The organism is Nonomuraea marmarensis, assembly GCF_043197025.1.
In the GTDB taxonomy this organism is placed as follows: Bacteria; Actinomycetota; Actinomycetes; order Streptosporangiales; family Streptosporangiaceae; genus Nonomuraea; species Nonomuraea marmarensis.
Map to the genome: position 1 here is coordinate 32592 of NZ_JBICRM010000030.1, position 26062 is coordinate 58653.

23 protein-coding genes are annotated in these 26062 nt (G+C 69.0%); 13 read left to right on the forward strand and 10 right to left on the reverse strand.

Annotation, left to right across the window (positions count from 1 at the left end; all coding sequences use genetic code 11):
• The first annotated feature begins 161 nt into the window (after positions 1-161).
• The 3 genes from ACFLIM_RS36575 to ACFLIM_RS36585 are packed head-to-tail and all read left to right on the forward strand — an operon-like array spanning position 162 to position 3513.
• Positions 162-863: a DUF998 domain-containing protein gene (locus ACFLIM_RS36575; RefSeq protein ID WP_393172956.1), complete on the forward strand. Its 702-nt coding sequence runs from the start codon at positions 162-164 to the stop codon at positions 861-863.
• Between the two features lie 56 nt (positions 864-919).
• The gene (locus tag ACFLIM_RS36580) at positions 920-3142 is read left to right on the forward strand and encodes a sensor histidine kinase (RefSeq protein ID WP_393172957.1); all 2223 of its coding nucleotides are present in this window, start codon (positions 920-922) and stop codon (positions 3140-3142) included.
• Positions 3139-3513, forward strand: a complete 375-nt coding sequence (locus tag ACFLIM_RS36585) for a DUF742 domain-containing protein (protein ID WP_393172958.1) — start codon at positions 3139-3141, stop codon at positions 3511-3513. Before ACFLIM_RS36580 ends, ACFLIM_RS36585 begins: the two co-directional genes overlap by 4 nt.
• Before the next feature lie 18 nt (positions 3514-3531).
• On the opposite strand, the gene ACFLIM_RS36590 is transcribed toward ACFLIM_RS36585, so the two are convergent.
• The 6 genes from ACFLIM_RS36590 to ACFLIM_RS36615 all read right to left on the reverse strand — a co-directional run bounded on the left by ACFLIM_RS36590 (position 3532) and on the right by ACFLIM_RS36615 (position 8156).
• Positions 3532-4104 (reverse strand): GTP-binding protein, encoded by a 573-nt coding sequence (locus tag ACFLIM_RS36590; protein WP_393172959.1) that lies wholly within the window; start codon positions 4102-4104, stop codon positions 3532-3534.
• Positions 4085-4447: a DUF742 domain-containing protein gene (locus ACFLIM_RS36595; protein ID WP_393172960.1), complete on the reverse strand. Its 363-nt coding sequence runs from the start codon at positions 4445-4447 to the stop codon at positions 4085-4087. Before ACFLIM_RS36595 ends, ACFLIM_RS36590 begins: the two co-directional genes overlap by 20 nt.
• Positions 4444-4851, reverse strand: coding sequence for a roadblock/LC7 domain-containing protein (locus ACFLIM_RS36600; protein WP_393172961.1), 408 nt, complete (start codon positions 4849-4851; stop codon positions 4444-4446). The genes ACFLIM_RS36595 and ACFLIM_RS36600 overlap by 4 nt, the downstream gene beginning before the upstream one ends.
• Before the next feature lie 13 nt (positions 4852-4864).
• On the reverse strand, positions 4865-6988 hold the full coding sequence (locus ACFLIM_RS36605) for a sensor histidine kinase (RefSeq protein WP_393172962.1): 2124 nt from the start codon (positions 6986-6988) through the stop codon (positions 4865-4867).
• Positions 6989-7152: 164 nt separating this feature from the next.
• The gene (locus ACFLIM_RS36610; RefSeq protein WP_393172963.1) at positions 7153-8010 is read right to left on the reverse strand and encodes a PrsW family intramembrane metalloprotease; all 858 of its coding nucleotides are present in this window, start codon (positions 8008-8010) and stop codon (positions 7153-7155) included.
• Complete coding sequence (locus ACFLIM_RS36615) at positions 8007-8156, reverse strand: hypothetical protein (RefSeq protein WP_393172964.1); 150 nt, start codon at positions 8154-8156, stop codon at positions 8007-8009. The genes ACFLIM_RS36610 and ACFLIM_RS36615 overlap by 4 nt, the downstream gene beginning before the upstream one ends.
• 209 nt (positions 8157-8365) lie before the next feature.
• Here ACFLIM_RS36615 and ACFLIM_RS36620 point away from each other — a divergent pair, with 209 nt between their 5' ends.
• The 3 genes from ACFLIM_RS36620 to ACFLIM_RS36630 all read left to right on the forward strand — a co-directional run bounded on the left by ACFLIM_RS36620 (position 8366) and on the right by ACFLIM_RS36630 (position 10911).
• Positions 8366-8566, forward strand: coding sequence for a hypothetical protein (locus ACFLIM_RS36620; protein WP_393172965.1), 201 nt, complete (start codon positions 8366-8368; stop codon positions 8564-8566).
• 12 nt (positions 8567-8578) lie between these two features.
• Complete coding sequence (locus ACFLIM_RS36625; protein WP_393172966.1) at positions 8579-10063, forward strand: SPFH domain-containing protein; 1485 nt, start codon at positions 8579-8581, stop codon at positions 10061-10063.
• A gap of 194 nt (positions 10064-10257) precedes the next feature.
• On the forward strand, positions 10258-10911 hold the full coding sequence (locus ACFLIM_RS36630; RefSeq protein ID WP_393172967.1) for a hypothetical protein: 654 nt from the start codon (positions 10258-10260) through the stop codon (positions 10909-10911).
• 126 nt (positions 10912-11037) lie between these two features.
• Here ACFLIM_RS36630 and ACFLIM_RS36635 read toward each other — a convergent pair whose 3' ends face one another.
• Positions 11038-13074 carry a glycosyltransferase family protein gene (locus ACFLIM_RS36635; RefSeq protein WP_393172968.1) on the reverse strand — a complete coding sequence of 679 codons (2037 nt, stop codon included), beginning with the start codon at positions 13072-13074 and terminating at the stop codon, positions 11038-11040.
• 54 nt (positions 13075-13128) lie between these two features.
• Positions 13129-14259: a non-hydrolyzing UDP-N-acetylglucosamine 2-epimerase gene (wecB, locus tag ACFLIM_RS36640; protein ID WP_393172969.1), complete on the reverse strand. Its 1131-nt coding sequence runs from the start codon at positions 14257-14259 to the stop codon at positions 13129-13131.
• 56 nt (positions 14260-14315) lie between these two features.
• Between wecB and ACFLIM_RS36645 the strand changes: the two genes are divergently transcribed.
• The 6 genes from ACFLIM_RS36645 to hisC all read left to right on the forward strand — a co-directional run bounded on the left by ACFLIM_RS36645 (position 14316) and on the right by hisC (position 22231).
• Positions 14316-15986 (forward strand): glycosyltransferase family 4 protein, encoded by a 1671-nt coding sequence (locus tag ACFLIM_RS36645; protein ID WP_393172970.1) that lies wholly within the window; start codon positions 14316-14318, stop codon positions 15984-15986.
• Between the two features lie 118 nt (positions 15987-16104).
• Complete coding sequence (locus tag ACFLIM_RS36650) at positions 16105-17367, forward strand: nucleotide sugar dehydrogenase (RefSeq protein WP_393172971.1); 1263 nt, start codon at positions 16105-16107, stop codon at positions 17365-17367.
• 19 nt (positions 17368-17386) lie between these two features.
• A complete protein-coding gene (locus tag ACFLIM_RS36655) occupies positions 17387-18475 on the forward strand; it encodes a glycosyltransferase (protein ID WP_393172972.1) in 1089 nt (362 codons plus the stop codon).
• Between the two features lie 27 nt (positions 18476-18502).
• Positions 18503-20296 carry a DUF4434 domain-containing protein gene (locus tag ACFLIM_RS36660; protein WP_393172973.1) on the forward strand — a complete coding sequence of 598 codons (1794 nt, stop codon included), beginning with the start codon at positions 18503-18505 and terminating at the stop codon, positions 20294-20296.
• An 87-nt stretch (positions 20297-20383) separates the two neighbouring features.
• A complete protein-coding gene (locus ACFLIM_RS36665) occupies positions 20384-21049 on the forward strand; it encodes an NUDIX hydrolase (protein ID WP_393172974.1) in 666 nt (221 codons plus the stop codon).
• Positions 21050-21175: 126 nt separating this feature from the next.
• Positions 21176-22231 (forward strand): histidinol-phosphate transaminase, encoded by a 1056-nt coding sequence (gene hisC / locus ACFLIM_RS36670; protein WP_393172975.1) that lies wholly within the window; start codon positions 21176-21178, stop codon positions 22229-22231.
• On the opposite strand, the gene ACFLIM_RS36675 is transcribed toward hisC, so the two are convergent.
• Entirely contained in the window at positions 22228-23166 is a 939-nt protein-coding gene (locus tag ACFLIM_RS36675; RefSeq protein ID WP_393172976.1) for an EamA family transporter, read from the reverse strand. The two genes, hisC and ACFLIM_RS36675, sit on opposite strands and share 4 nt — an antisense overlap.
• Before the next feature lie 166 nt (positions 23167-23332).
• Here ACFLIM_RS36675 and ACFLIM_RS36680 point away from each other — a divergent pair, with 166 nt between their 5' ends.
• Positions 23333-23866, forward strand: coding sequence for a rhodanese-like domain-containing protein (locus ACFLIM_RS36680; protein ID WP_393172977.1), 534 nt, complete (start codon positions 23333-23335; stop codon positions 23864-23866).
• 865 nt (positions 23867-24731) lie between these two features.
• On the opposite strand, the gene ACFLIM_RS36685 is transcribed toward ACFLIM_RS36680, so the two are convergent.
• Positions 24732-26021 (reverse strand): GTP cyclohydrolase IIa, encoded by a 1290-nt coding sequence (locus tag ACFLIM_RS36685; RefSeq protein WP_393172978.1) that lies wholly within the window; start codon positions 26019-26021, stop codon positions 24732-24734.
• Positions 26022-26062: the final 41 nt, after the last annotated feature.

The following is a 26062-nucleotide window of genomic DNA, read 5'->3' on the forward strand; positions in this document are numbered from 1 at the left end:
GGTGGTGCCCACCGTGCTCCGCCGTACAAGAAAAAAGCGCCCGAGCCCGGCGAGGGCGGAGAGAAGCGGAGAGAAGAGGGCACGGACTCAGGGTGGGATCAGGGATGAGTCGGGGGTGGGCCGGATGTGGGGGACGGGGTGGGGGCGGGAGAGTGGGTGTCATGACGCCCAAGAGCTCCGTGAACCCCCTGGAAGCGGCTAAGAGGCTCTATCCCCTGATCGCCTGTGCCTCGATCGTGTTCTCGGTGGTCGCGATAGTGGTCGGCCAGTTCGGCCCCGACCCCTACCTCGACCCCATGAACGTGACCGTGAGCGAGTACGCCGTGTCCGACCGCGGGGGCGTCACGGAGGTCGCGATGGCGGTGCTCGGGATCGGGTCCCTGGCGTTGCTGGCGGGGTTGCGGACCGCGGGGGCGCCCATCAGGGGCCTGCCCGAGCGGTTGCTGATGGTGTGGTCGGGAGCGCTGGTGGTGGCCGCGGTCATCCCGACCACACCCATCGGCGAGGACCTCACCTTGGCGGCCCAGATCCACAGGTACGTGTCCATAGCGGCCTTCGTCAGCCTCCCGGCCGCCGGCGCGCTGCTGGTTCCCCGGCTGGCCGCGGACGCCCGGTGGAAGCCCGTGGCGAGGGTCGTGGAGTGGGTGGCGCTGGCCGGCGGGTTCGGGCTGCTGGCGATCACGTACGTGGCCATGCCGGGCGACGGGGTGATGATCGGGCTCGTCGAGCGGCTGTTGCTGGGCGCCGAAGTGGCGTTGCTGGCGGTGCTTGCGGGGTGGCTGGCGCGGCTCGCCTGGCTCCCAAGACGGGCCAAGGCTGTAAATTTCCCGACATACCACAGATTTCTCGCTAGTCGATCTTAAAACCATCTGTTTCGGTGCTATTCTCTCCCGCGATCTTCTATCCGGGAGCAGGTGTCATGGCATCGGGCAGATCCATCAGATTCAAGATCTCGACGCTGCTCGTCATCCCCCTGGTCTCCCTGATCGCGCTCTGGGGCTTCGCCGCGAGCACCACGTCGGGTGAGGCTCTCAACCTGCTGAAGGTCGAGACCATCTGGTCAGGGGTCATCGTCCAGACCGACAATCTGGTCTCCGACCTCCAGGCCGAGCGCCTGGCCTCGGCCGAGCGGCTCGCGGGCACGGTCCAGGACCCGGACATCCTGACCAAGGCCAGGGCCAAGGTCGACACCGGCAGGAAGACGCTGCGCGAGCGGGCGCTGTCCGAGGACACGCAGTCGGCGCTCACGCCGGACATGCGGACCCAGCTCCAGACATTGATCGGCACGATCGACCAGTTGCCGGACATCAGGCGAAAGGTGGACGAGCGCAGGCTCACCCCCGGCGGCCTCGTCACCGAGTACGCGAAGATCTCCGACGAGGTCCACCTCCTGTACTCCAGGCTGACGGTCAGCACCGACCTCGAGCTCGCGCTCCAGGCGCAGGGCCTGATCGCCGCCGACGAGGTACGCGAGCTGCTCAACCGCGAGAACGCCCTGCTCGTCGCCTCGAACGGCAGGGCGAGCATGCACGACGTCCACCTGCTGGCCGGGATCGACGGCTCCAGGACGTACCTGTTCCCGAAGGCGCTGGCCAACCTCGACACCGAACTGCGGGCCCCGTTCGAGAAGCTGTACTACTCGCCCCGGTACGTCACCATGGAGAACCTCCTGGAGAGCTACGTCGCGGGCCAGCCGGTGGACGTCCAACTCTGGCGGGGCATCGCCGACCAGGTGGAGAAGGAGTTCACCCAGGGCGTCAGGAACACCGGCGAGAAGTTGCGGGCCAGGATGGAGCCCGCGGGCATGGGCGTGCTGGTGCGGGCCGTCGTCGCGGGCGCGCTCGGCCTGATCGCGGTCGTGTTCTCCGTCTTCATCTCGGTCCGGGTCGGCCGCAGGATCACCCGTGAGCTGGCGACGCTCCGCCGTACCGCGCTGGACCTGGCGGAGATCAGGCTGCCCGACGTCGTGGCGAAGCTGCGCAAGGGCGAGAACGTGGACATCGGGGCCGAGGCGCCGCCCATCAAGGTGGGCCACAACGCCACCAGCGAGGTCAGCGACCTGGCCTCGGCGTTCGACAGCGTGCAGAGCACGGCCGTGGACGCGGCCGTCGAGCAGGCCAGGCTGCGCGAGGGCGTGTCCGAGGCGCTGCGCAACCTGGCCAGGCGCAGCCAGTCGCTGCTGCAGCGCCAGCTCAGGCTGCTGGATGAGATGCAGCGGCAGACCGAGGAGCCGGAGGCCCTGGAGCGGCTGTTCAAGCTCGACCACCTGACCACCCGCATGCGCCGCCACGCCGAGGGCCTGGTACTGCTCTCGGGTGGCGCGGCGGGCCGCAGGTGGCGCGGCGTCATCCCGATGGAGGACGTGCTGAGCGGCGCCGCCGCCCAGGTCGAGGAGTACACCCGGGTACGCGTCTACCCGATGCCCGAGTGCGGCGTCTCCGGCGCGGCGGTGGCCGACCTCATGCACCTGTTCGCCGAGCTGATCGAGAACGCCACCACCTTCTCCTCCCCGGGGAACGAGGTCTCCGTGCGCGGCGAGATGGTCGGCAGGGGCTTCGCCGTCGAGGTCGAGGACCGCGGCCTGGGCATGGACGAGCCCACTCGCAGGGCCATCAACGACCGCCTGGCCAGCCCGCCGGAGTTCGACCCCGCGCAGACGGAACGGCTGGGGTTCGCGGTGGTCGGCATGCTCGCGTCCAGGCACGGCATCAAGGTGACGCTCAAGCCCTCCCCGTACGGCGGCACGACGGCCATCGTGCTCGTGCCGGGATCGCTGGTCGAACCCATGGTGACCCCGGTGCAGCCGCTGGAGTTCGAGTCCGTCTCGGTGTCGGTCATCAGGCAGGAGCCGCCCACGGGTACGGACGAGCTGCCGCGCCGGGTGCGTACCAGCAAGCGCAACACCGGCACCCACGCGTTGCCGCAGCAGGACCCGGAGCCGCCCCGCCGCGAGCGGCAGCCGGGCCTGCCGCAGCGCGAACGGCAGGCGAATCTCCCGCCGCGGCTCAAGCAGGCGCCGCCCCCCGCGCCGCCGGCCGAGGAACGCTCACCCGAGGAGACCAGGGCGTTGCTCTCCTCGCTCCAGTCCGGCTGGCAGCGCGGGCGGCAGGACAGTGATCAGGACGGGGGATCTCGATCGTGAGCCGCGAGCACGAGTGGGTCGACGAGGAGGCGGGGCCCGTCGTGCGGCCGTACGCGGTCGCCCGCGGGCGTACCAAGCCCACGTCCGCGGCGCTCGACCTGCTGGCGACCGTCGTCTCGACGGGGTTGCCGGCTCCGGCCAAGGCCGAGCTGGGCGTCCAGCACCGGCGGCTGCTGAGCTACGTGGCGGGACAGACCAGGCCGGTCGCCGAGGTCGCCTCGGAGCTGGGCCTGCCCGTCGGCGTGGTCAGGGTGCTGCTGGGGGACCTGCTCGAGCACGGCCTGGTCACGGTGCGCCCGCCGCGCGACAAGGCCGCCACACCGACGGAGAGCCTGCTCCAAGAGGTGATCCAGGGCCTCAGAGCGCTCTGAGCGCTCTGAGATGGACCGTTAGTTGGCGGACGTGAGCGTCCTCAGGGAGTGCTCGACCAGCGCGATCATGACCTCCTTGGCCGAGGCCCGCCGCCGCACGTCGCAGAGCAGCACCGGGACGTTGTCGTCCAGGTCCAGCGCGATGCGCACCTCCTCGACGCTGTGCCGGCTCGCGCCGTCGAAGCAGTTGACGGCCACCACGAACGGCGTGCCGCGCTGCTCGAAGTAGTCGACGGACGGGAAGCAGTCGGTCAGCCGCCGGGTGTCGGCGATCACGACCGCGCCCAGCGCGCCGTAGGACAACTCATCCCACATGAACCAGAACCGCTCCTGCCCGGGCGTCCCGAACAGGTACACCACCAGCCCGTCGCGGATCGTGATGCGGCCGAAGTCCATCGCCACGGTCGTGGTGGTCTTGGAGTCCACGCCGTCGAGGTCGTCGACGCCGATCCCGCGGTCGGACAGCACCTCCTCCGTGCGCAGCGGCTTGATCTCGCTGACCGACCCGACCAGTGTGGTCTTGCCGACGCCGAACCCCCCTGCGATGAGAATCTTCAGCGCGACGGGGTCCTCAGAGAGCACGGAGTCCATTGATCACTTCCTTGAGAATGCGCTCGTTCGAGCGCGACCCTCCAGCCGAGGGCGACGTCACCGAGATGAGGCCGTGGTCACGCAGATCGCCGAGCAGGACCCGGACGACGCCGACGGGCAGGTCGAGTTCGACGGCCAGGTCGGCCACCGAGATCGGGCTACGAGCCGCCCGCAGGATGAGTTGCTGTTCAGGACCGAGCTCGCCAGACGGGTCGCCGATGGCGCGCACGGTTGCCACGAGGTCGTACGCGTCCCCTGAGGAGTGCGTGCGGCCGCGGATGAGAGCATAAGGCCGGACAACGGGCCCCGCCTCCTCATCGAACCACTGCGGGCCATCGCTCATGACGCTCCAGCGCGCGGGTTGGTGGTTATGTGCTGACCCACCCGCTTGACCAGCATCGCCATCTCGTAGGCGATGTGGCCGACGTCCACGTTCGCCTCGGCGATCACGGCCAGGCAGGTGCCCTGTCCCGCCGCGGTGACGAACAGGAACGCCGACTCCATCTCCACAATGGTCTGCCGCACGTCGCCGCCGCCGAAATGGCGTCCGGTGCCCCGGGCCAGGCTCTGGAACCCGGCCGCCACCGCCGACAGGTGCTCGGCGTCCTCCCGGATCAATCCCTTGGAGTAACCGATCGCGAGGCCGTCGGTCGACAAGATGACCGCCTGGCGCACCGCGGCGACCCTGGTGTCGAGGTCGTCCAGCAGCCAGTTCAGCTCACCGGTGTTGGTGGTCGGCACACTCATGCATCCCCCTTAGTCATGGCCCCTCCTCAGAGGCGTCTTCTCGGGCGCGTTGGGCTCCCCGCTGGAAGGCGGAGAACAGGTCGCGTACCTCTTCGGGAGAGCGTTCGGCCTGCTCCTCCGGCTCGGGTGGCGCCGCCTCGGGCTGCTCCGGCTCCGAGGGCGCCTCCTTGAGCTGCGGCGCCAGATTGGCCTGACGCACGCGCCTGGGCAGCCCGGCGTGGGTGCCCGAGGTGACCACCGCGAGCGCTTTCTTCCTCGTACGGCTGGGCAGCGCGGTCTTGTCGTCGCCGTCGCCGGCCGCCAGCGCCGCCTGGTCGCTCACCAGGGTGCGCGGCACGAGCACGATGGCCGTCGTGCCGCCGAAGGGCGAGCGCCGCAGCAGCACCTTGATCCCGTGCCGTTCGGCCAGCCTGGCCACCACGAACAGGCCCAGCCTGTCGCTGTCGGCCAGGTCGAACTCGGGCGGAGCGGTCAGCAGCGCGTTGTACCCGGCGTACTCGCCGTCCGGCAACCCGAGCCCTCTGTCCTCCACCTCGATGGCGTAGCCGTTGCTCACCAGGTCGCCGCGCACCTGGACCATGGTGTCCGGCGGCGAGTAGATGGTGGCGTTCTCGACCAGTTCGGCCACCAGGTGGGTGAGGTCGGCCGCGGCGGTCCCGTCGAACGCGCTGACCGGCATCGCCTCGACGGCGACCCTGGTGTAGTCCTCGACCTCGGCGACCGCGGCCCGGACGATGTCGATCACGGGCACCGGCTTGCGCCACGCACGGCCGGGCGCGGAGCCGGAAAGGATCATCAGGCTCTCGGCGTGCCGCCGCATGCGGGTGGTCAGGTGGTCCAGGCGGAAGAGCTCCTCCAGCCGGTCGGGATCGTGCGTACGGCGCTGCATGCCGTCCAGCAGCGCGAGCTGGCGGTGCAGCAGGCCCTGCTTGCGCCGGGCGAGGTTGAGGAAGACCTGGCCGACCCCGCGCCGCAGCGCGGCCTGCCCGACGGCGGCCGTCACGGCGGTGCGCTGCACGGAGCCGAAGGCCCTGGCCACGTCGATGATCTCGGCGGAACCGCTCACCTTGATCGCCTTGGCCTCCTTCCGCACGTCGACGTCCTCGCCCCTGCGCAGCCGCCGCACGATGTCGGGCAGCCGCTGCTGCGACAGCTCGACCGCGGCGGAGCGCAGCCCGGCCAGCTCTGCGGCCAGGCGACGACCGAAGCGTACAGAGATGATGATCGACGCGAGCACCGCGATCAAGCCGAGGCCGCCCGCGACGGAGATCTCGACCACGGTGGAGGTGGCGGCCTCCGACGTACGCGTGGCCAGGGCCTCGGACTCGCTGACGCCGAGCTGGTCGAGCCGGGAGGTGAGCTTGTCCACGGCGTCGTGCCAGCCGTCGGCCTCGGGAGGCGGCGCGCCGGTCTTGACGATCCGCGACTCCATGGTGACGAAGGTCAGGAACGGCTCGGTGGCGAAGACCTGCTCGTACGGCCTGCGCAGCTGCACGTCGAGCCCGGCGAGCCCGCGCGCGTGCAGGAACTTCCTGGAGGCCGCGTACTCGGTGAAGGCCGCCGTCTCAGGCTCGGTGAGCCGCTGGTCGGTCAGCGCGCCGATGACGAGGGCGTGCTCCCTGGCGATGTACTCCCTGGCCATGCCCATGGCCTGCAGCGAGGACGCCTGCTGGAAGATCGCCAGGTCGGAGACGGAGACCAGGTGGTCGTAGAGGAGGAAGATCGAGTCGAGGATGTGGTTGTACTCGTTCAGTCCGGCCAGGCGGGAGCTGATGCCGCCGTCGATGTCGGCTCTGATCGGGCCGAGCCGGTCGAGGGCGGCGTTCAGGGCGTCGAGCGGGACGCGGAGATCGTCGCCGACCGCGTCGCCGGCCTCCGTGACGGCCTGCCGGAAGTCGCCCACCGACCGGTCGGTGCGGGCGCGCTGGCCGCCGAGCGCCTCGGTGAGCTCACGCGTTGTGAGCGCCTCCGCGGAGCGCACGCGTTCGGCCTGCAACTGTAATCCCAGGTCGGTGGAGGTGACACCGAGAGTCTGGTACAGCGTGTTCGCGCGGAGCAGTGACTGGGCGTCGCCCATGGTGAGGTTGAGGACGAAACCCCAGAGCGCGCTCAGAGACAGGAGGGGTAGCAGTAGCAATAGGAAGATCTTGAACCGAATTGACCGGTTTCGCGAGCCCATGTCCCAACCTCGAGTCGGGGGCATTTCCACACCTTGTGTAAATACACCTCCGGAAGATCGCACAGGAGACTAGCACCGATTATGCGTCTGGCGCAGTGGGAGGAACACGTTCATTACCGTGATTATTGGTGCAAGATCTCGGGCTTGCGACGGCCCGCAACGATGATCGTCCACAGCCAGAGCAGCGCTACCAGCGAGATCGCGATGAGTCCCGCCCAGTTGATCAGCGTGTACACGTGCACCTGCCACGCGCTCACGTGCGGCACCCGGCCGATCCGCAGCAACTCGAACTGCCACCGCTGGCCCGTCAGCACCAGCGTGATCGCGATCGCGATGGCCGACATCGAGTCCCACAGCGCGTGCAGCAGCGAGACGCCCAGATAGCTCAGCACGACGGGAGCCGTGAGCCGGCCGCCCGCGCCGAACAACACGCCGCCGAGTATCGCTGTCCACAGGCCGTGCCCGACGGGGGTCAGGATGCCGCGCAGCACCTCGGTCTCGACGACCTGGGTCAGCGACAGGCCCTCCGCCGTGAACAGGGCGTTGAAGGCGTACCCGGCGCTCTCGAAGGCGGCGAAGCCGAATCCGACGGTCGCACCCAGCACGATGCCGTCCCTGATCGTGCGGCTGGTCAGGCGTCTGGTGACGAACAGCAGGGCGGCCAGCTTGGCGCCCTCCTCGATCAGGCCGACCAGCACGTACATCACGATCGACGGCCGGATCAGCAGGCTCTCCAGCACCGAGGCGCCCAGCACGCCCAGCACGCCGCCCACCACGAACGCGATGAACAGCAACTCGACCGTGACCTGCGGTGAGCGGCCCCGCCCGTACGCCCAGACCACGAACGTCACGGGGACCAGGAAGCTGCCGAACAACACCACGGTCGGCACCAGGTTGGAGTTCCCGGTCCCGGCCGTGACGATCACGGTTGCCAGCCACAGGACGAATCCGATCAGGAAGATCCGCGACCACGGTCTCATCGCGCCCGCCCCGCGTACCGGCGGAAGCGGCTGTCCCGCGGCGCGTGCGGCCCGCTGAGCGTCTCAGGGGCGCCGCCCCGCACATTGAACGGCATGGGCGGGTACGCGGCGTCCTGAGGCGTCTCAGCCGCCCCTTGAGCGAACATGCTCCCCAGAGTGCTCATGGCCGAGTCGCGGCGGTGAATGGCCGGGCTCATCCCTGGGTCGCATGGAGTCGAGCACATGGCGCGATCATCATCAGTCCGGCTAAAAGCCGCGCAGGGGCGCGCAGCGCTTCGGGAAACATTTTGCGCGGCCTATTACCGCGAATGCCCCGTTGGAGTAGCGTCCGGAATATCACGACGGGGGGAGTCCGGTGGTCGGCAAGCAGGGCAGGGTCACAGGAAAGATCGGCCCGGGGCTCGTCGGCGAGGTCATGATCCCCATCAGAGGCGGCGTCGAGGCGTTCTACGCTCACCCCAGCGTGCCCGACGAGGAGTTCACCACCGGATCCATCGTGATCGTGGTCGAGTACTTCCCCCCGCGAACCGTGTACGTGGCCAGAGCGCTCGTCTAAGGAGACCCTCCGATGTCCCCCGAGCTCTACCTCGCCGGCGGCGGCATCATCGTCGCGGCCATCGTTCTGATCCTGCTGTTCAAGGCCGTCTGGCGGGTCGCCGAGCCCAACGAGGCGCTGATCATCTCCGGCCTGGCCGCCCGCCGCCGCACCGACGGCGTCGACAGCCTCGGCTTCAAGATCATTACCGGCAAGGGCGCGGCGGTGCTGCCCGGGTTCCAGGCGGCCAGGCGGCTGCGGCTGGACACCAGGGCCGCGAACCTCCAGGTCTCCTGCGTCACCCAGCAGGGCATCCCCGTGCACATCCGCGGCGTGGTGATCTACAAGGTCGGCGACGACCTGTCCTCCATCGCCAACGCCGCTCGCCGCTTCCTCGACCAGCAGGACTTCATGACCAGCGCGATCCACGAGCTGTTCACCGGGCACCTGCGCTCGATCATCGGCAACCTCACCATCGAGGACCTCATCCTCAACCGCGAGCGCCTGACCAGCGAGACCAGGGCCTCGGCCGCCGACGAGATGAGCAAGCTGGGCCTGATCGTGGACTCGCTGCAGATCCAGGAGATCGACGACGAGACCGGCTACATCGTCAACCTCGGCAAGCCGCATGCCGCCAAGGTCGCCTCCACCGCCCGCATCGCGCAGGCGCAGCGCGACCAGGAGGCCACCGAGGCCGAGCAGATCGCCGCCGCCAACATGGCCGCCGCCCGGCGGGACTCCCAGATCAAGGAGGCCTCCTACCGGGCCGAGATCGACCGCGCCCAGGCCACCGCCCGCCAGGCGGGGCCGCTGTCGGAGGCGACCGCCCGCCAGGAGGTGGTGGTCCAGGAGACCAGGGCCGCCGAGCTGGAGGCCCAGCTCGCCGAGCAGCGGCTCCAGTCGCAGGTACGCAAGCCCGCCGACGCCAAGGCGTACGAGACCGTGACGCTCTCCCAGGCCGAGCGGGACGCCCGCATCGCCCAGGCGGAGGCCGAGGCCAGGGAGACCGAGCTGCGCGCCGCCGCGCAGGCCAGCCAGGTCAAGCTGGCCGCCGCCGCGGAGGCGGAGTCGGTACGGCTGCGCGGCGAGGCGGCCGGAGCGGCCACGAAGATAGCCGGTGAGGCGGAGGCCCAGGCCGCCCAGGCCCGCGGGCTGGCCGGCGCCGCGGCGGCCAAGGCGCTGGGCCTGGCCGAGGCCGAGGCGTCGCAGGCCAAGGGCCTGGCGGAGGCGCAGGCGATCAGGGCGCGGGCCCAGGCGCTGAAGGAGAACCAGGAGGCGGTCATCGCCCAGCAGCTCGCCGAGCACTGGCCGGAGATCGTCGAGGCGGGCGCGAAGGCGTTCGGGAACGTGGACCACATGGTGGTGCTGAACGGCGCGCAAGGTGTCGAAGAGCTACTGGCCAAGGCGCTCACGCTCGGCGGCACCGGACTGGGCCTGGCCCGGGCACTGCTCAACGGCGGAACCCCTAATGGGGTCGAACCAGAAGTCATTCGTAAAACCACTGAATCCCGCGAATAGCGACGTTACTCGGCTGCTTACTCTCCACTTCCTCTAGCGTTTCGTGAGGGGCTTGCCCCTCGCGAAATTCCTCCATCGTTTCTGGCTTTTGGGTTATGCCTTGTGGGGGGTCGCGGGGGCTTGCCCCCGCGTGAATGACGCCAGAGTGAATTGGAGAACTCATGTTTAAAGCTGTTTTTCGTATATGTCTGGCCATGGATCTGGGCATGCTGGCCATGACCGGCTGTTCGTCCAGCGAGGAGGTCTCGGCGCCCGCCCGCTCGGCGCCGCCGTCGCCGTCGTCCACCGAGTCGGCCAGGCTGCGCGCCGCCCTGCTGCCGACGCCGAAGGGCATGCGCGTCGCGTACGGACCGGAGTTGGGCGCGTTCGGCTCGCTCAAGTCCACCCAGCAGGGCCTGGCGGCGGTCCGCCAGGCCAAGCTGCAGCGGCCGGAGTGCGCGGGGGCCGCGCAGCTCGACGCCGCCGAGCCGGACGTCGCCAAGGCGCCCGCCGCGGTGATCGCGTTCGCCGCGGAGCGCGGCTCCATCACCCAGGCGGTGGTGTCGATGCCGTCGGCCGCCTTCCCCGCGGTGCTGCCGCGGCGGTGCGCCGCCTACACCGCGAACGTGTCGGGCACCCAGGTCGCTTACCGGACGCGGACCCTGGCCATGCCGGCCAAGGGCGACCAGTCGCGGGCCTACCTCACCACGGCGACGGGCGGCAAGCAGAACGCCCAGATCGGCTCGATCATGATCAGGCGGGACACCCTGATCATGAGCATGCTCGTGGTCGGCCGGCGGGTGCGGCCGCAGGGGCTGTACCAACTGGCCCACCTCGCCGACCAGAATTTGGCACGGGCCACCAAATAACCCCGCGGGGGGCAAGCCCCCCCCAAAAAAAAGCGTGGTGCTTCGCCCGTCTTTCCACTGCGGGACGCAAGCGTCCCGCAGTCCAGCGCCGGACGCGGGGGCAAGCCCCTGCGCCCGGCGCTGGCGTTAGATAAGTACGTGTGAGTCTGGGCGGCCGACGAAGGAGAACTGGGCGTTGCGGGTCAGCTTGATGTGGTCGGCCTGCCAGGTGTGCATCGACGTGTCGGCGCTGCGCCAGTAGACGAAGTTGAAGCGGTCCGCCGAGTAGATCTTGACGGAGTCCTCCTTCAGCCGTCGTACGAGGTGGGTGTCCTCGCCGCGGGTGAGGTCGGGGAAGCCGTACGAGCGGAACATGTCCGCCTTGCCGAGGAACGTGCCCCCCTGGACCAGGAACGAGTAGCGGTGCTCCAGCCCCGGCAGGCGCAACATGGTCGTGTTGCCGCCCTCGAAGTACGCGTAGTGCGCGCCCTTGCCGACCAGCTCCGCGTCCGAGTAGTCGAACGCGCGCACCAGGTCTGACAGGTAGTGGTCCCCGTACAGGTTGTCGTCGTCCATCTTGGCGATCAGGTCGCCTTCCGCGGCGGCGATGCCCAGGTTCATGCAGGCGCCGAGCGACAGCGAGGCGTCGGCGGGGAGCACCACGACGTCCGAGATGCCCGCCATGCGGGCCTTGTCCGCCACCACCACCGGGTCGATGTCCAGGCCGTGCAGCACCATGACGAGCTGCAGCGGACGGTGGAGCTGGCGGGCCACCGAGGAGATCGCGTGCTCGATCTGGGAGGCGCGGTTGGTGGGCAGCACGACCGAGATCGAGCGCGACCTGGGCGCCACCTGGTGCCCGAGGTTCTGCAGGATCTGGTCCACGCGGTGCGAGAACAGGTGCTTGTCGAAGACCTCGCGCATCGCCAGGTGCCCCATCCTGGCCCGCAGCTCGGGGCTGTTGATCAGGTGTAGGACCTGGTTGTACGACTCGATCGGCTCGCGGGCGATGGGCACCAGCTCGCCGAACGTCTCCTCGATCGCCCGCGACCACCCCGACACCACAGGCGTGGCGCAGGCGGACAGCTCGAACACCCGCCGGGCGCACATGGTCGGCGAGTCGAGCACCGAGTTGACGTTGAGAAAGACCTTGTACATCCGGTACGCGGCCAGCATCTGGTCGTAGGGCAGCTCGCCCACGATGTGCGGCCGGTACTTCTCCGGCCAGGCGTACTTCTCGTCCACCTCGCCGTTGCGCGCGAAGATGTGCAGGCCGAGCTCCCTGACCGGGTCGAGCACGGTCTCCATCTGCTCGCGGCGCTCGGGGTGCTTGTCGCGGAAGTACATCCCGGCGAAGACCACGTCGTGCAGGCGGCCCTGCTTCTGCTGGATCGGGTTGTGCACGCGGGGCTGGGCGGCGAACTGCAGCACGTCCACCCTGTCGTGTCCCAAAATTTCGCGATATTTCGGCAGCATGTCACCGTCGCAGGTGAACACGTAGTCGAACAGCTTGGCCGTGTCGATGAAGAAGTCGAAGTTCGGCGGGTCCTCCTTGTTCCAGAAGACCGTCGGGATGCCCTCGCTCCTGCACCAGGCGACCAGGTCCCTGAGCGGCTCCTTGGGCGCGTTCGTGCCGGTCATCTGGTACCGCCAGCGACCCTGGTTGCCATGCCAGGCGGACTCGCAGAACAGCAGGTCAGGCCGCTTGTCCGCGAAGATCTCCGGCCAGTCCTTGAGCCCGAACTCGATCTGGTCCCACTCGTACCGGAAGGCCATTCTGGAGAAGTCGTCAAGGATCACCGCGACCTTCAGGTCCGGCCTGTTGACCGGCCCGGCGGGCCACTTCACCGGCGGCACCTCGACCAGCGGCGGCCGGTTGTTCGCGACCTCGGCCGCCTCGGTGACCGGGACGGGCGGCTTCGGCGCCTTCTCCTTCGACCTGACCGCCTCGACGATCTTCCCCGGGCTCTTCGAGCCCAGCGCCTCGCCCAGCTTGAACGTGCGCTTGGCCTGAGTGGCCTCCAGCTTCCAGCTCGCGTACGCGGCCTTGGCCTCGGCGATCTCCAGCCGCCGCCGCAGCTCCCTGAGCTCCGCCTCGTACCGCTCGACGAGCTTGCGCTCCTCGGGCAGCCAGTTGACTGGGCCGAGCCGCTGGTAAGTGGGCTCTTCGGGGACTTGGGCCATGGTGGTACGCCTATCGCTCAGCGGAGGTACGTCATGCTACGGCGGAAACGGCCGCTATTCGGGGCGTTTGCCCTGAGAGGCAGGGGCGAGGTTGTCCCCCTTGAGCCACGCGGAGATCACCGTGGCGATCCGCGGCCCGGCCTTGCCGTCCCACAAAACCGGCAGCTCACCGGCCGGCGTGGCGGCCCCGTCGGCCAGCGCCTTCTCCGCGGCGGCGGGCAGCAAGGCAGGCGTGACCAGGCGGTTCGTGCCGTGCGTGATCGTGATCGGCCGCTCGGTGTTGGGCCTGACGGTCAGGCAGGGAACGCCCAGCACGGTCGTCTCCTCCTGCACGCCGCCGGAGTCCGTGACGACCAGCGCGGCACCGCGTACGAGTGAGAGGAAGTCCACATAACCCAGCGGGTCGACGACCCTGATCGACTCCCCGTCCACCAGCCCCGCCTCGGCCAGCCGTACCTTTCCGCGCGGGTGGATCGGCACCACGATCGGGAGCTGCCGGGAGACCTCCAGTACGGCGTCGACCAGCTCCTTGGCGGCCTCGGGGGTGTCCACGTTCGCGGGGCGGTGCAGGGTCGCCACGGCATAACGAGCCGGTATGCCCAGCCGCGCCACCACGGGCGCCGGGTCCAGCGACGGCAGCGCCGAGAACAAACTGTCGATCATGGGGTTGCCCACCAGGTGCACCTTGGACGCGGGCACACCCTCGTTCGCCAGGTACGCCAGGGCTTCGGGCGAGGTGGCGAAGAGCAGGTCGGCCAGCGCGTCGGTGACGACCCGGTTGACCTCCTCCGGCATGCCCCGGTCGAACGAGCGCAGCCCCGCCTCCACGTGCGCGGTCCTGACGCCGAGCTTGGCGCACACCAGGATCGCGGCCAGCGTCGAGTTCACGTCGCCGTAGACCACGACCAGGTCGGGCTCCTGCGCGACGACCACGTCCTCCAGCCCGACGAGCAGGGCCGCGGTCTGCTTGGCGTGGGTGCCCGAGCCGACCCCCAGGTTCGCCACCGGCTCCGGCAGGCCGAGGTCGGCGAAGAAGACGTCCGACATCAGGGCGTCGTAGTGCTGACCAGTGTGGATGATGCCCTGCCGCACGCCGAGTTCACCGAGTGCCCGCACCACCGGGGCCGCTTTCACGAAATTGGGACGAGCACCCAAAACGTGCAGGACCAGGGGGTTCTCCCTCATTGACCTCGCCTTTCATAGCGGAAGGGAAAAAACGCTGCCTATGGTACGGTCCCTGCGTGGCATCCGACGCCAGTCGTCAAGACTCCTCTAAGGTTTCCGCGAAGTCCGCCCGTGCCGGCGTCGGTGGACTTCTCAAGGGCTTCGTCCAGCACCCGATCATCGTCTCCCGCGTCGTCGTGACGAAGGTCAAGTCCGATCCCGTCCGCGTGGCCCAGGCCGCCGCCGACGCCCTCCCGCCCCGGCTGCGTCCCGTGGTGGGCACCATAGCGTGGCCCGCCGCGCGCCAGGCCCGGCGCTTCGTGCGCAAGATCGGCATGCGCATGATCAAGGCGCCGTGGAACGAGGCCAAGGAGCACTGGGAGGCCGGCCGGGTCAGTGAGGCCGCCGCCGTGCTCGACGCGCACGCCAAATACCCCTTCGTCAAGCGCAGGGCCGCCTACTACCGGGGCGAGCTGGCCGCGATCGGCCCCGACCCGATCCCGCCCGCGCCCAAGGTGGCCGTCACCGAGCGGGTCGAGGGCCGGGTGCTGCACCTGGTCACGAACGCGCTGCCGTACACGCAGGCCGGCTACACCGTGCGCACCCACCGCATCGTCACCTCGCAAAAGGCCGCCGGGCTCGACCCGCACGTGGTCACGAGCTGGGGCTGGCCGATGTTGCAGGGGCACGCGGACGCGCCGCCGTTCGAGGAGATCGACGGCATCCCCTACTACCGGCTGCTGCCCGACGGGCACGGCGAGATGCCGTTCGAGATGCGCGGGCGCATGATCAAGGGCGCCGAGGCGGTCACCAAACTCGTCACCCAGCTCAAGCCGCAGGTCCTGCACGCCGCCACCGACCACCGCAACGGCTCCGTGGCGCACGCGGTACGCGACAGGACGGGCACGCCGTTCGTCTACGAGGTACGCGGCTTCCTGGAGGAGACCTGGGCCTCGCGCGACCCGCTCAGGGTCGGCAGCCAGCGGCACGTGCTCCAGCGCGACCGCGAGGCGTTCCTCATGCGGGAGGCGGACGCGGTCGTCACGCTGGCCGAGACGATGGCCACCGAGATCGTCGATCGGGGCGTGCCCAGGGAGAAGATCCACCTGGCGCCCAACGCGGTGGACGACTCGCTGCTGACCGCCCACTACGACGGGGCCTCGTTCCGGACCGCGTACGGCATCGAGCCCAAGGAGATCGTGGTCGGGTCGGTGTCCAGCATCGTGGCCTACGAGGGGTTCGCCACCCTGCTGCGGGCCGCCGCGCTGCTGCGTGACGTCGGCACCCCCGTCCGCGTGCTCATCGTGGGCGACGGCACCGAGCGCGACAACCTCCTCGAACTGGTCGCCGAGCTGGGCCTTCGCGACGCCATCCTGCCGGGCCGGGTCGGGCCGGACGAGGCGCTGCAGGCGCAGGACGCCATCGACGTGTTCGCCTGCCCGCGCGAGGACCTGCGGGTCTGCCGGCTCGTCACGCCGTTGAAACCCGTCGAGGCGATGGCGCTCGGCAAGCCCGTCGTGCTCAGCGACCTGCCCGCGCTGTCCGAGCTCGTCGGCTCCGACGGCGCGGGGCTGCTGGTGCCGCCGGGCGATCCGGCGGAGCTGGCCAAGGCCATCGCCGGGCTCAGAGAGGACCCGGACAGGCGCGCTGAGATGGGCAAGGCAGGACGGGCGGAAGTCGCCGCGAAGCGGACTTGGAGCCGCGTTGCCGAGACTTATCAAGCCCTATACCGATCCTTGGCCGAATGATGACCTTCGAGTTGGCTGTCTCTTGTGACGGGTTCGGTCGCATTAGGCGTGAGCTAGGTGGACTTGAGATAACCTTTGCCACCATGAAGTGTTGTTTCCGGCTCCCAAAGGCACAGCTGTGACAGAAATCGACTTGGCTGTCATCGGCCTGGGCTACGTCGGCATGCCCCTCGCCAAGGAGGCGGTGGCCGCCGGCCTGCGGGTCGTGGGCGTGGACGTCGACCCGGCCAAGGTCGACGCGCTCAACGCCGGACAGTCCTACATCGATGACCTGACGGACGCGGACCTCGAGCACATGCTGACCAACGGCTTCAGCGCCACGCTCGACGCGTCCGTGCTGGCCAGGAGCAACACGATCGTCATATGCGTGCCCACCCCGCTGGACGAGGACCACCGCCCGGACCTCTCCGCCGTGGAGGGCGCGACCAGTACCGTCGCCCGCAACCTGAGCAGGGGCACGCTCGTCGTGCTCGAATCCACCACCTGGCCCGGCACCACCGACGAGGTGGCCCGGCCGCTGCTGGAGAGCTCGGGGCTGGTCGCGGGCGAGGACTTCCACCTGGCCTTCTCGCCCGAGCGCATCGACCCGGGCAATCCCAAGTTCGGCCTGCGGAACACGCCCAAGGTCGTGGGCGGCTACACGCCGACCTGCCGCGACCGGGCGACGGCGTTCTACGGGCAGTTCATCGAGCAGGTGGTGCCGGTCAGCGGCACCCGCGAGGCCGAGATGGCCAAGCTGCTGGAGAACACCTACCGGCACGTCAACATCGCCCTCGTCAACGAGATGGCGATCTTCTGTGACGAGCTCGGGATCGACCTGTGGGAGTCGATCGAGGCCGCGGCCACCAAGCCGTTCGGCTTCCAGAAGTTCCTGCCGGGTCCGGGGGTGGGCGGGCACTGCATCCCCGTCGACCCCTCGTACCTGTCGTACACCGTGCGCAAGCTCGGTTACCCGTTTCGGTTCGTGGAGCTGGCGCAGGAGATCAACGAGCGGATGCCGTCGTACGTGGTGGCCCGCGTCCAGCGCTTGCTGAACAGGCATAAGAAGCCCGTCAACGGCGCCAGAGTCGTTATGCTCGGCGTCACCTACAAACCGGATATCGCCGACGAGCGCGAGACTCCGGCTCTCCCGGTGGCGCGTGCGCTGCTGGAGCTGGGGGCCGAGCTCACGTTCGCGGACCCGTACGTCAAGGAGTGGTCGGTAGACGGCACACCCGTGCCGCGTGAAGAGGATCTGGCCGAGGCCGTGATCAACGCGGACGTGACGCTGCTCATGCAGCAACACGCCGCGTTCGACCTCGACATGGTCGAGGCGAAGGCCAGACTCGTGCTCGACACCCGCGGCGTTCTCGCCGAGGGTGAACGCGTCGAGCGGCTGTAGCGACGGAGGGCTGCGCGCAGTGCACGTGCTCGTCATGACGGTGGTGCATAACCCCGAGGACGCTCGGATCCTGCACAGGCAGATTCGTGCCCTCGTGGATGCCGGTCATGAGGTCACGTACGCCGCGTCGTTCACCGCGCACGGCGTCGTGCCCAGACCGTGGGTCACCGGAGTCGATCTTCCCAGGGCCGCCCAGCGTAATCGGTTGTCGGCGGTGTGGGCCGCGCGCCGGCTGTTCAAGCGCATGCGCGACAAGGTCGACGTCGTCCTCATCCACGACCCGGAGCTGCTGTTCGCGGTGTGGGGCGTGCGCAACAGGCCGCCCGTGGTGTGGGACGTGCACGAGGACACCCCCGCCACTCTCTCCCTCAAGCCGTGGTTGCCGTCGCTGTTACGACCTCCCGTACGTTTCCTGGCCCGCATGCTCGAAGGCACCGCGGAACGTCACCTGCACCTGCTGCTGGCCGAGACGGCGTACGCGGGCAGGTTCAAGGACGCGCACCTGATCGTGCCGAACGAGACCTGGGTACCCGACTCCGTGACGCCTCCAGGCGACGACCGGGTGGTCTATCTCGGCTGGTTGTCCAGGGCCCGGGGCGTGGCGGAGGCCGTCGAGGTGGCCAAGCTGCTGCAGCCGTACCGGGTGGCCGTGGAGCTGATCGGGTACGCCGACCCGCAGAGCCGTCCCGTGCTCAACCAGGCCGTCACCGAGGGCCTGCTGGAGTGGCGCGACTTCATGCCCAACGACGAGGCGCTCAAGCGGCTCGACGGGGCGCTGGCGGGGCTCTCACTGCTGCACGACGAGCCGAACTACCGGCACTCGATGCCCACCAAGATCGTGGAGTACATGGCGCACGGCATCCCCGTCATCACGACGCCGTCGCCGCGCGCCGTCGAGCTGGTGGAGCGCTACGACAGCGGCATCGTGGTGCCCTGGGAGGACCCCAAGGCGGTCGCGCAGGCGGTGCTGACGTTGCGGGACGACATACGCGAGCGGCGGGCGCAGGGCGCACGCGGCTACGCGGCGGCCCGAGCGAACCACCACTGGCCCAACTCGGCCAAGCGGTTCGTGTCCCAGCTGGAGTCGTGGGCCGGCGTCAAGCCGTAATTCTCGAGGGCGGGTAGGTTCCTGAACGTGCGCTGGCTCTTCCTGGTCGTGGGCGCAGCCATCGTGGCCGTGGTCGCCGCTGTGATCATCGTCATTCCGTCGTCCTCCGACAAGCCGGCCACCACGGCGCGCTCTTCGACCCCCAAACCCTCCCATACCGAGCCGACGCCCAAGGTGAGCGAGTTCACCGACTCGTGTGGAACGTTCGAGACCAACGAGCGGGCCCCTTACGCCGTCACCGGCTACTGGATCACCCCCAAGTCGAACGCCTGCACCTGGCGTTCGCAACTGGAGGAGATCCACAACGTCGGCGGGGACACGATCATCAGGATCGGGTACGGCCTGCAGTTCCGCTCCGTCTCCGACACCGGCGAGGTCCTGGCCAAGGACGGCACCCTCGACTCGCTCTACAAGCCGTGCCAGGAGGACGGGCTGTCCTGCCACGACGCGGCCGAACGGGACTTACGGCAGGCCAACCCGGGCAACAGGATCGGCCGGACCTACGTCTACCGGACGGACGAGTCGTTCGGGCCCGACCTGTTCCGCTGCCCCGAGATGGAACGCAGCATCGAGGTGGGCAACCGGATCTACTACCGGCTCATCACCCAGGTGGACGGCTCGGACGACGCCACCTGCGACTTCTCGAGCAAGGCCACGTCGTACGACATGATCCTGGTGGCCGGCTCGGACAAGGACAGCCTGAGTGAGCTGCTCGACCTGGCCGACCAGTTCGGCATGCGGGTCTTCCCCGCGCTGCCGCTCGCACCCCGCGACCCGGACGCGCCGACCAGGGCCAACAGGAAGCACATCGGCACGCTCACCACGCTGACGCGGCGCATCCTGCAGGACTACGGCGTGCGCTTCGCGAACCGGGACTCGCTGGGCGGGGTGTACCAGCCGTTCGAGGTGCAGATGGCCGCCACGCTGGCCACGAACCCGACGCTGGAGGTGTACGCCGACCAGCACACGATCGTGGAGCAGGAGCTGCCCGGCAAGCCCATCCTGATCAGCCCCTATCTGGACGCGCGCAAGAGGGTGGGCTTCGGCCAGACGCCCAAGCAGGTGGCCGAGGCGTTCAAGGCGCTGGCGAAGACGGGGGTCGGCATCATCGCGCCGCAGGACAGCCGGGGCACGGGCAAGGTGGGCCTGTTCTGGCCGGACGAGCGTGACACCGAGGTGGACGAACGCCTGCGGCCGGTGGTGGGGGAGTCCACGTACGGGACGGCGTACCACGGGTCGACCCGCGACTACTACCGCGAGATGTCGATGGCCCGGGAGGACATGCTCGAAGCCGGGTTCGAGGTGCAGCTGTGGGCGAACGTGGAGGCGTTCGAGCCGTCGGGCAAGGAGGCGTGCGCGCCGCAGGGCACGCGTGGCAAGACGGACAAGAAACGCCTGGACCAGGCGGTGACGATGACCGGGCGGTATGTCCAGAAGGTGGTCTCCTATATGTGGAGCGACTTCATGACATGCGGCACTCCGTCCCTCGAAAAGGAGATAACCACCGACTGGCGGCGGCCGATCGCGGTGGACGCGATCAGGCGCCCGCGGGACGTCCAGGACGGAGTGGAGGTACGCGGCTACAACTTCCAGGACAGCACGATCACCATTCAGTGGTCTGGGGGGACCAACGATCAGGTGGTGTCCGCGGTGGGGTGGCTGGACAAGGATCCGCTGGAGGAGCTGCCGGAGGGGATGCAGACCGCCTGGGTGCCGTTCGACTGGAGCCAGGTGCCGGTGGGGGAGTGGGTCAGGATCACCGTCAAGGCGCCTTCCGGGCAGTCGACGACGGAGCCGTTACACGTACGCATCGTCACGTAGGTTGTTGCCCTTGAGGATGTACGGTCACCGGCAGCCACGAGATGTACCGTTCACTCGTTACTCACGACTGCGTGTAACGTGCCCTCCATGGTCCCGAGCATCCCGGTCAGCGTCGACCTGGTCGTGCTCACCGTACGCAACCAGGCCCTGAGCGCGTTGGTATGGCGCCGCGACAATCCACCGTTCCTCAGGCGCTGGTCGTTGTCGGGCGGCTTCATCCAACTCGACGAGGACCTCCCGGCGGCCGCCCACCGCATCCTCTCGGAACGAGCCGGCCTCCCGGGGGCACCGGTGCACCTGGAGCAGTTGCAGACGTACGGCTACCCGGACCGGGACCCCCGGCAACGAGTCCTGAGCGTCGCCTACCTGGGCCTGGCACCAGACCTCCCGGCCTCGGAAAAGGCCCACATGAGCTGGCAGCCGGTGGACTCCCTCCTGGTCATGGCCTTCGACCACCGCCGCATCATGCTGGACGGAGTAGAACGAGCCAGGGCAAAACTGGAGTACACGTCGCTGGGAGCGGCCTTCTGCCCTCCAGAGTTCACGGTGGCAGACTTGCGCCGCGTGTACGAAATCGTCTGGGGCCGCCCCCTGGACCCCCGAAACTTCCACAGAAAGGTAACCAAGGCGGAGGGCTTCCTGGTGGAAACAGGCGAGACAACAACAAGGGATGGGGGCCGCCCAGCCAAGCTCTACCGCCGAGGCCCCGCCGAGCTCCTCCACCCACCTATGCTCCGCAGCCTCAAGGAGTAACCGCCCAAGGGAGCGCGGGCCCGCGCAGTGACGTGATCGCGTCCGGTACGGCCACCGGCCAGGAGTGGGTGGGACCCGGGTGACCTGGTTGATGCTTCACCCGGCCACGCCTCCTAAAGTTAGGCCATGCCTCGTTTCCGCCAGATCCTGGACACCATGCCCGCCTACAAGCCGGGCAAGGCCGTCGCCGCCCCCGACGGACGGTCGTACAAGCTCTCCTCCAACGAATCCCCGTACGACCCGCTCCCGTCCGTGGTCGAGGCGATCGCGGAGGGGGCGCGGCAGATCAACCGGTACCCCGACCCGGGCTCCGTCAAGCTGACCGAGGCCATCGCGGAGCGGTTCGGCGTGCCGGGTGAGCACATCGCGCTCGGCGCCGGTTCTGTCACGGTGGCGCAGCAGTTGTTCGAGTCGGTGGGGGAGCCAGGAGTCGAGGTCGTGTACGCGTGGCGGTCGTTCGAGGCGTACCCGCTGCTGGCCGACCTGGCCGGGGTGACGTCCGTCATGGTGCCGCTGGCGGGCGAGGACCACGATCTGGATGCCATGGCGGAGGCGATCAACGAGCGGACGCGCATGGTGTTCGTGTGCAACCCGAACAATCCCACGGGCACCGCCATCCGGCGACGAGAGCTCGAGTCGTTCCTGGACCGGGTGCCCGAGCACGTGCTGGTGGTGCTGGACGAGGCCTACCGCGAGTACGTACGCGACGAGGACGTCCCCGACGGCCTCACCCTCTACCCCGACCGGCCGAACGTCTGCGTCCTGCGCACGTTCTCCAAGGCGTACGGGCTGGCGGGCCTGCGGGTCGGATACCTGATCGCGCACGAGCCCGTGGCGGCGGCAGTGCGTAAGACGATCATTCCGTTCGCCGTCAACCACCTCGCCCAGGTCGCGGCCATCGCGTCGCTGAAGGCCGAGGACGAGTTGCTGGAGCGGGTCGAGCGGGTGGTCAAGGAACGCACCCGCGTACGCGAGTCGCTCATCGCCCAGGGGTGGACGGTCCCGCCCACCGAGGCGAACTTCGTCTGGCTCAGGCTCGGCGAGCGCACCCTCGACTTCGCCGCCGCCTGCGCCGTGGAGGGGGTGGCGGTGCGGCCGTTCGCGGGGGAGGGCGCGCGCGTGTCCATCGGCGACCCCGAGGCGAACGACGCCTTCCTCGCCGCCGCCAGAGACTTCCGCTAGACCCTGACTTCTTCTGGTACGCGCGTTCTGGATCTCGAGCGTCGCTCGGTGGACACCACCAGGGCGACGCCGACCAGGATCACCACACCACCGAGTACGATCTGCGCCGTCACGTGCTCGTTCACCACCAGCACGCCCAGGATGACGGCGACGATCGGGTTGACGTACGCGTACGTGGAGACCAGCGAGATCGGCGCGTTGCCCAGCAGCCAGGTGTAGGCGGTGAACCCCACCAAAGACCCCACCAGCACCAGATACGCCAGTGCCGCCCACGAACGTCCCGAGACCGCCGCGAAGTCCAGCCGTTCGCCGAGCGACATCCCGGCCACGACCAGCCCCAGGCCGCCGACCAGCATCTCGACCGTACTGGCCGCCCACACGTTGGACGGCATCGGGATCCGCGCCGACAGGAACGATCCGATCGACCACGACAGCGAAGCGATCAGGATCACCACGATGCCCGGCGTGCTGGCCGACTCGCCGCCGCCGTTCAACGACAGGGCCGCGACCCCGCCGAACCCGGCCAGCACCCCCGCCAGCGTCAACAGCGCGGGACGGTCCCTGACCGCGATCCTGAACACCACCAGCCACAACGGCACCGACGCCACGAGCAGCGCGGCCAGGCCGCTGGAGATGTGCTGCTCGGCCACGGCGACCATGCCGTTGCCGCCGGTCAGCAGCAATAACCCGACCAGCCCGGCTCCGCCGAACTGGCGCCACGACATCCTGAACGGCGCCAGGCCCTTCCTGATCACCAGGAAACCGGCGAGCAGCAGCGCAGCCGTCACGAACCGCAACGCGCCGCTGAGCATCGGCGGCATGGTCTCGATGGCGATCCTGATGCCGAGGTACGTCGAGCCCCACACCACGTAGACGATCGCCAACGCGCCCCAGACCAGGAGCGGAGCATGGGTGTCAGTGGTGTTCGCACGCATGGCTCATGACCCTACCGGGCGGGTACGACAAAAGCCCGCGAGTATCAGACTCCGGACAATGGCGGGATATTAGCGATAGGCGGCTTTTCCGCCACTGTCACCCTTCCGCCCCGACTGACAGGATCCTTCCGTCGAACCAACCCACCCCACCAGGGAGAACTGCTACATGTCCGCTTTCCAGACCCCCTCCCCGCCCGCCTCGGGGACCGTCACACCTGTCACCACGGCAGAAACGATCGCAACGTCCACAGTCACGACAACGCCGGCCGCTGGCAACGCCACGGCGATCGCGCACTTCGCCGCCCGCCTGACCTTCGAGACCGACGTCTCGGACGTGGCCGGCGACCTGGCCGCAGCGGTCCCCGGCCTCGTCGTCATCGACTCGCGCAGCCAGGAGAGCTGGGACCAGGGCCACATCGAGGGCGCCGTACACCTCCCGACCGCCGAGATCGCCACCAGGGCGGCCACCATGGTGCCGAGGGACGCCACGGTGGTGACGTACTGCTGGGGCCCAGGCTGCAACGGCGCCACCCGGGCCGCCCTGGAGTTCGCCAAGCTCGGCTACCGAGTCAAGGAGATGATCGGCGGCTTCGAGTACTGGGCCAGGGAGGGCTTCCCGGTGGAGACCACGTCAGGCATCACCCGCCACCCGGTGGACGCCCTCACGGCACCAATATCCGGCATCTCCTGCGCCTGCTGACCCCGGGGAGCACTGAACCACCCAAGCGCGCCCAGCACCTCCACAGCCCCGCGCAGCACCTTCCTGAAGGCAGCCCACTCCCCAGACGCGGGCTCAATACCGTCCATGCGGAGAATCGGCCCGCACGGATACCGTGACAACCAGCAACACCACCGAGCCCAGGTACGCCACGACAGCCGACCACCGCCGAAACATCAAGCCCGCAAGGGTGATGTGAATCAACCCGAAACCCGCCCAATCCCTACCACGACGCCAACCTCGGTCCACACCAGCGCCCCTGAAAGGCAGGGGACCGAGCAATCCGTCATCGGGCGAGCACATGATGTTGGGCGAAACCTCGCCAAGCCAACCAGAAACGCACACCCACACCGCACGATCAGCGGCATTCAAGGGCAGAGGGTCTCAACGCGCTCAAGCGGAAGATGCGGCGCCGGAAAAATTTGGTGCCCCCGTCCGAATCCCGTCGATCGGGGGCGTCGAAGAACATACCCCCATCTACACGGGTCAACCAATAAGTTCACAAGAGTCAATGCCGTAGTTCGCAAACTTGACACCCCATGTCAACACCAACGCCCACTTCTAGTCACGCGAACCCCTAACGACCCCACGACATCCCAACCCCGGCAACGTGGCCCACAACTCACCCGCCAGCCGGCCCACAGTGCGCCGTTGCGGCGCCCAGCCTTGTGCGGGTCAGAGGCCGTCCCCCTGGAGGCCCTCAACACCGTGCGGCGGGTGGCGCCTGCTTGGCCGGCCGTAACAAAAAGATCTTGGGTTTGGCCCCTGGGGGCCCGCCGTCCTTGGAAGGGGAAGGGGACGACGGACCCGTACATGGGGCGAACCCGCACCAAGCGCGGCTCACCAATCAGCGCGGCCCTAGTTTCTCCACGATCAGCCGGTACAGCTGCCGAGGCCGCCCAGGTTGCGGCGTTCGGTTCGGCGGGAGCGGCCACGCGAGTCCCTCGTCAACCAACGTGCGCAACAACCGCCGAGCGGTACGAGGCGTAACCCCGAGCATCTTCCCCGCACCCTCCGCGTCGACCACGGTGTCGCCGCCTTCGAGCTTGGCCGCCAGCCGGGCCAGCACCTCCACGCCCTTGGGTTTGAGCGCGGTCGCCCCGGTAGGCGGCATCCGCGGGGCGGGAATGAGCGCCCGCCCCTCCCGATCCACCGCGAACCCTTGCGCCTGCTTCCCGGCCTGCGTCCGGGCCAGGGCGGCCCGGGCGTGCGACTCCGCGTCGTGCGTCGTACGCCCCATCCCCACGCCGACCTCGACCGCCAGCCCCAGCTCGTCCCTGATCCTGGCCGCGAACGGCAACACCCGGAACCCGTCCGTGGCCGCCGCGATCGACCCCCTGGTAGCGGTCACCAGGTAGCTGTGATCGTCGATCGGCCAGACGGTGGCGTTGATCCGGTTCGACTCCTGGACCAGCAGCCGGTGCAGCGACAGCCGCAGCTCGTCGCGCCAGTAGCGGGGCGCGGCGCGGCGCACGGGCTCGCGCAGCGTCGGCACCTCCACCAGCACCACGGTGAGCTGCGACTCCTCCAGCCGGTGATGCGCCCCGAGCAGCGCCGCCGTGTGCAGCGCCGTGCGGACCGCCGCGGAGGTCGGCCTGATCCTGATGACCGCTACGCCCGCCGCGTGCAGGCGTTCGGCCACCGCGGGCAGGCACGTCAGAGCTCCCGTGGTCGCGCCCTGCCGCGCCAGGCGTTCGTGGTAGGCCGCGATCGTGCCGGTGGCGCCCGGCTCGTCGCGGCTGTGCACGTCCGTGGCGGGGATGCCGAGGTCGGTGTACGCCTCCTCGACATCGGCCCGGCTGACCACGTCGATGCTGACCCGTTGTGGGTCCATGCGGGTGTCGAGCGCGGCCTTGGCCAGCGCCGCCACCAGTGCTGCTCCGCCGAGTTGCACGTACGTCGCGGGCATCGTCAGCACACCGGAACGCCTGGCCAGGTCATAGGGGACCGGGCTGGCGAACAGGCATGCGTCGACACCGGGACCGAGTCGTGTCACCTTGTCCGGCGCCTCCTGCTCGTCGCGGTAGGCGGCCGCCACCAGGCGACATGGCAGCGGCGCCGCGGCGTGGCCCATCAGCATGACTCGCTCGACCAGGTCGTGTGGTCCGACCACGCCGATGGTGAGGTCCGGTGTCATAGCGCCCGGGCGTGACACTCGGGGAGTTTCTTCGGCCCTCT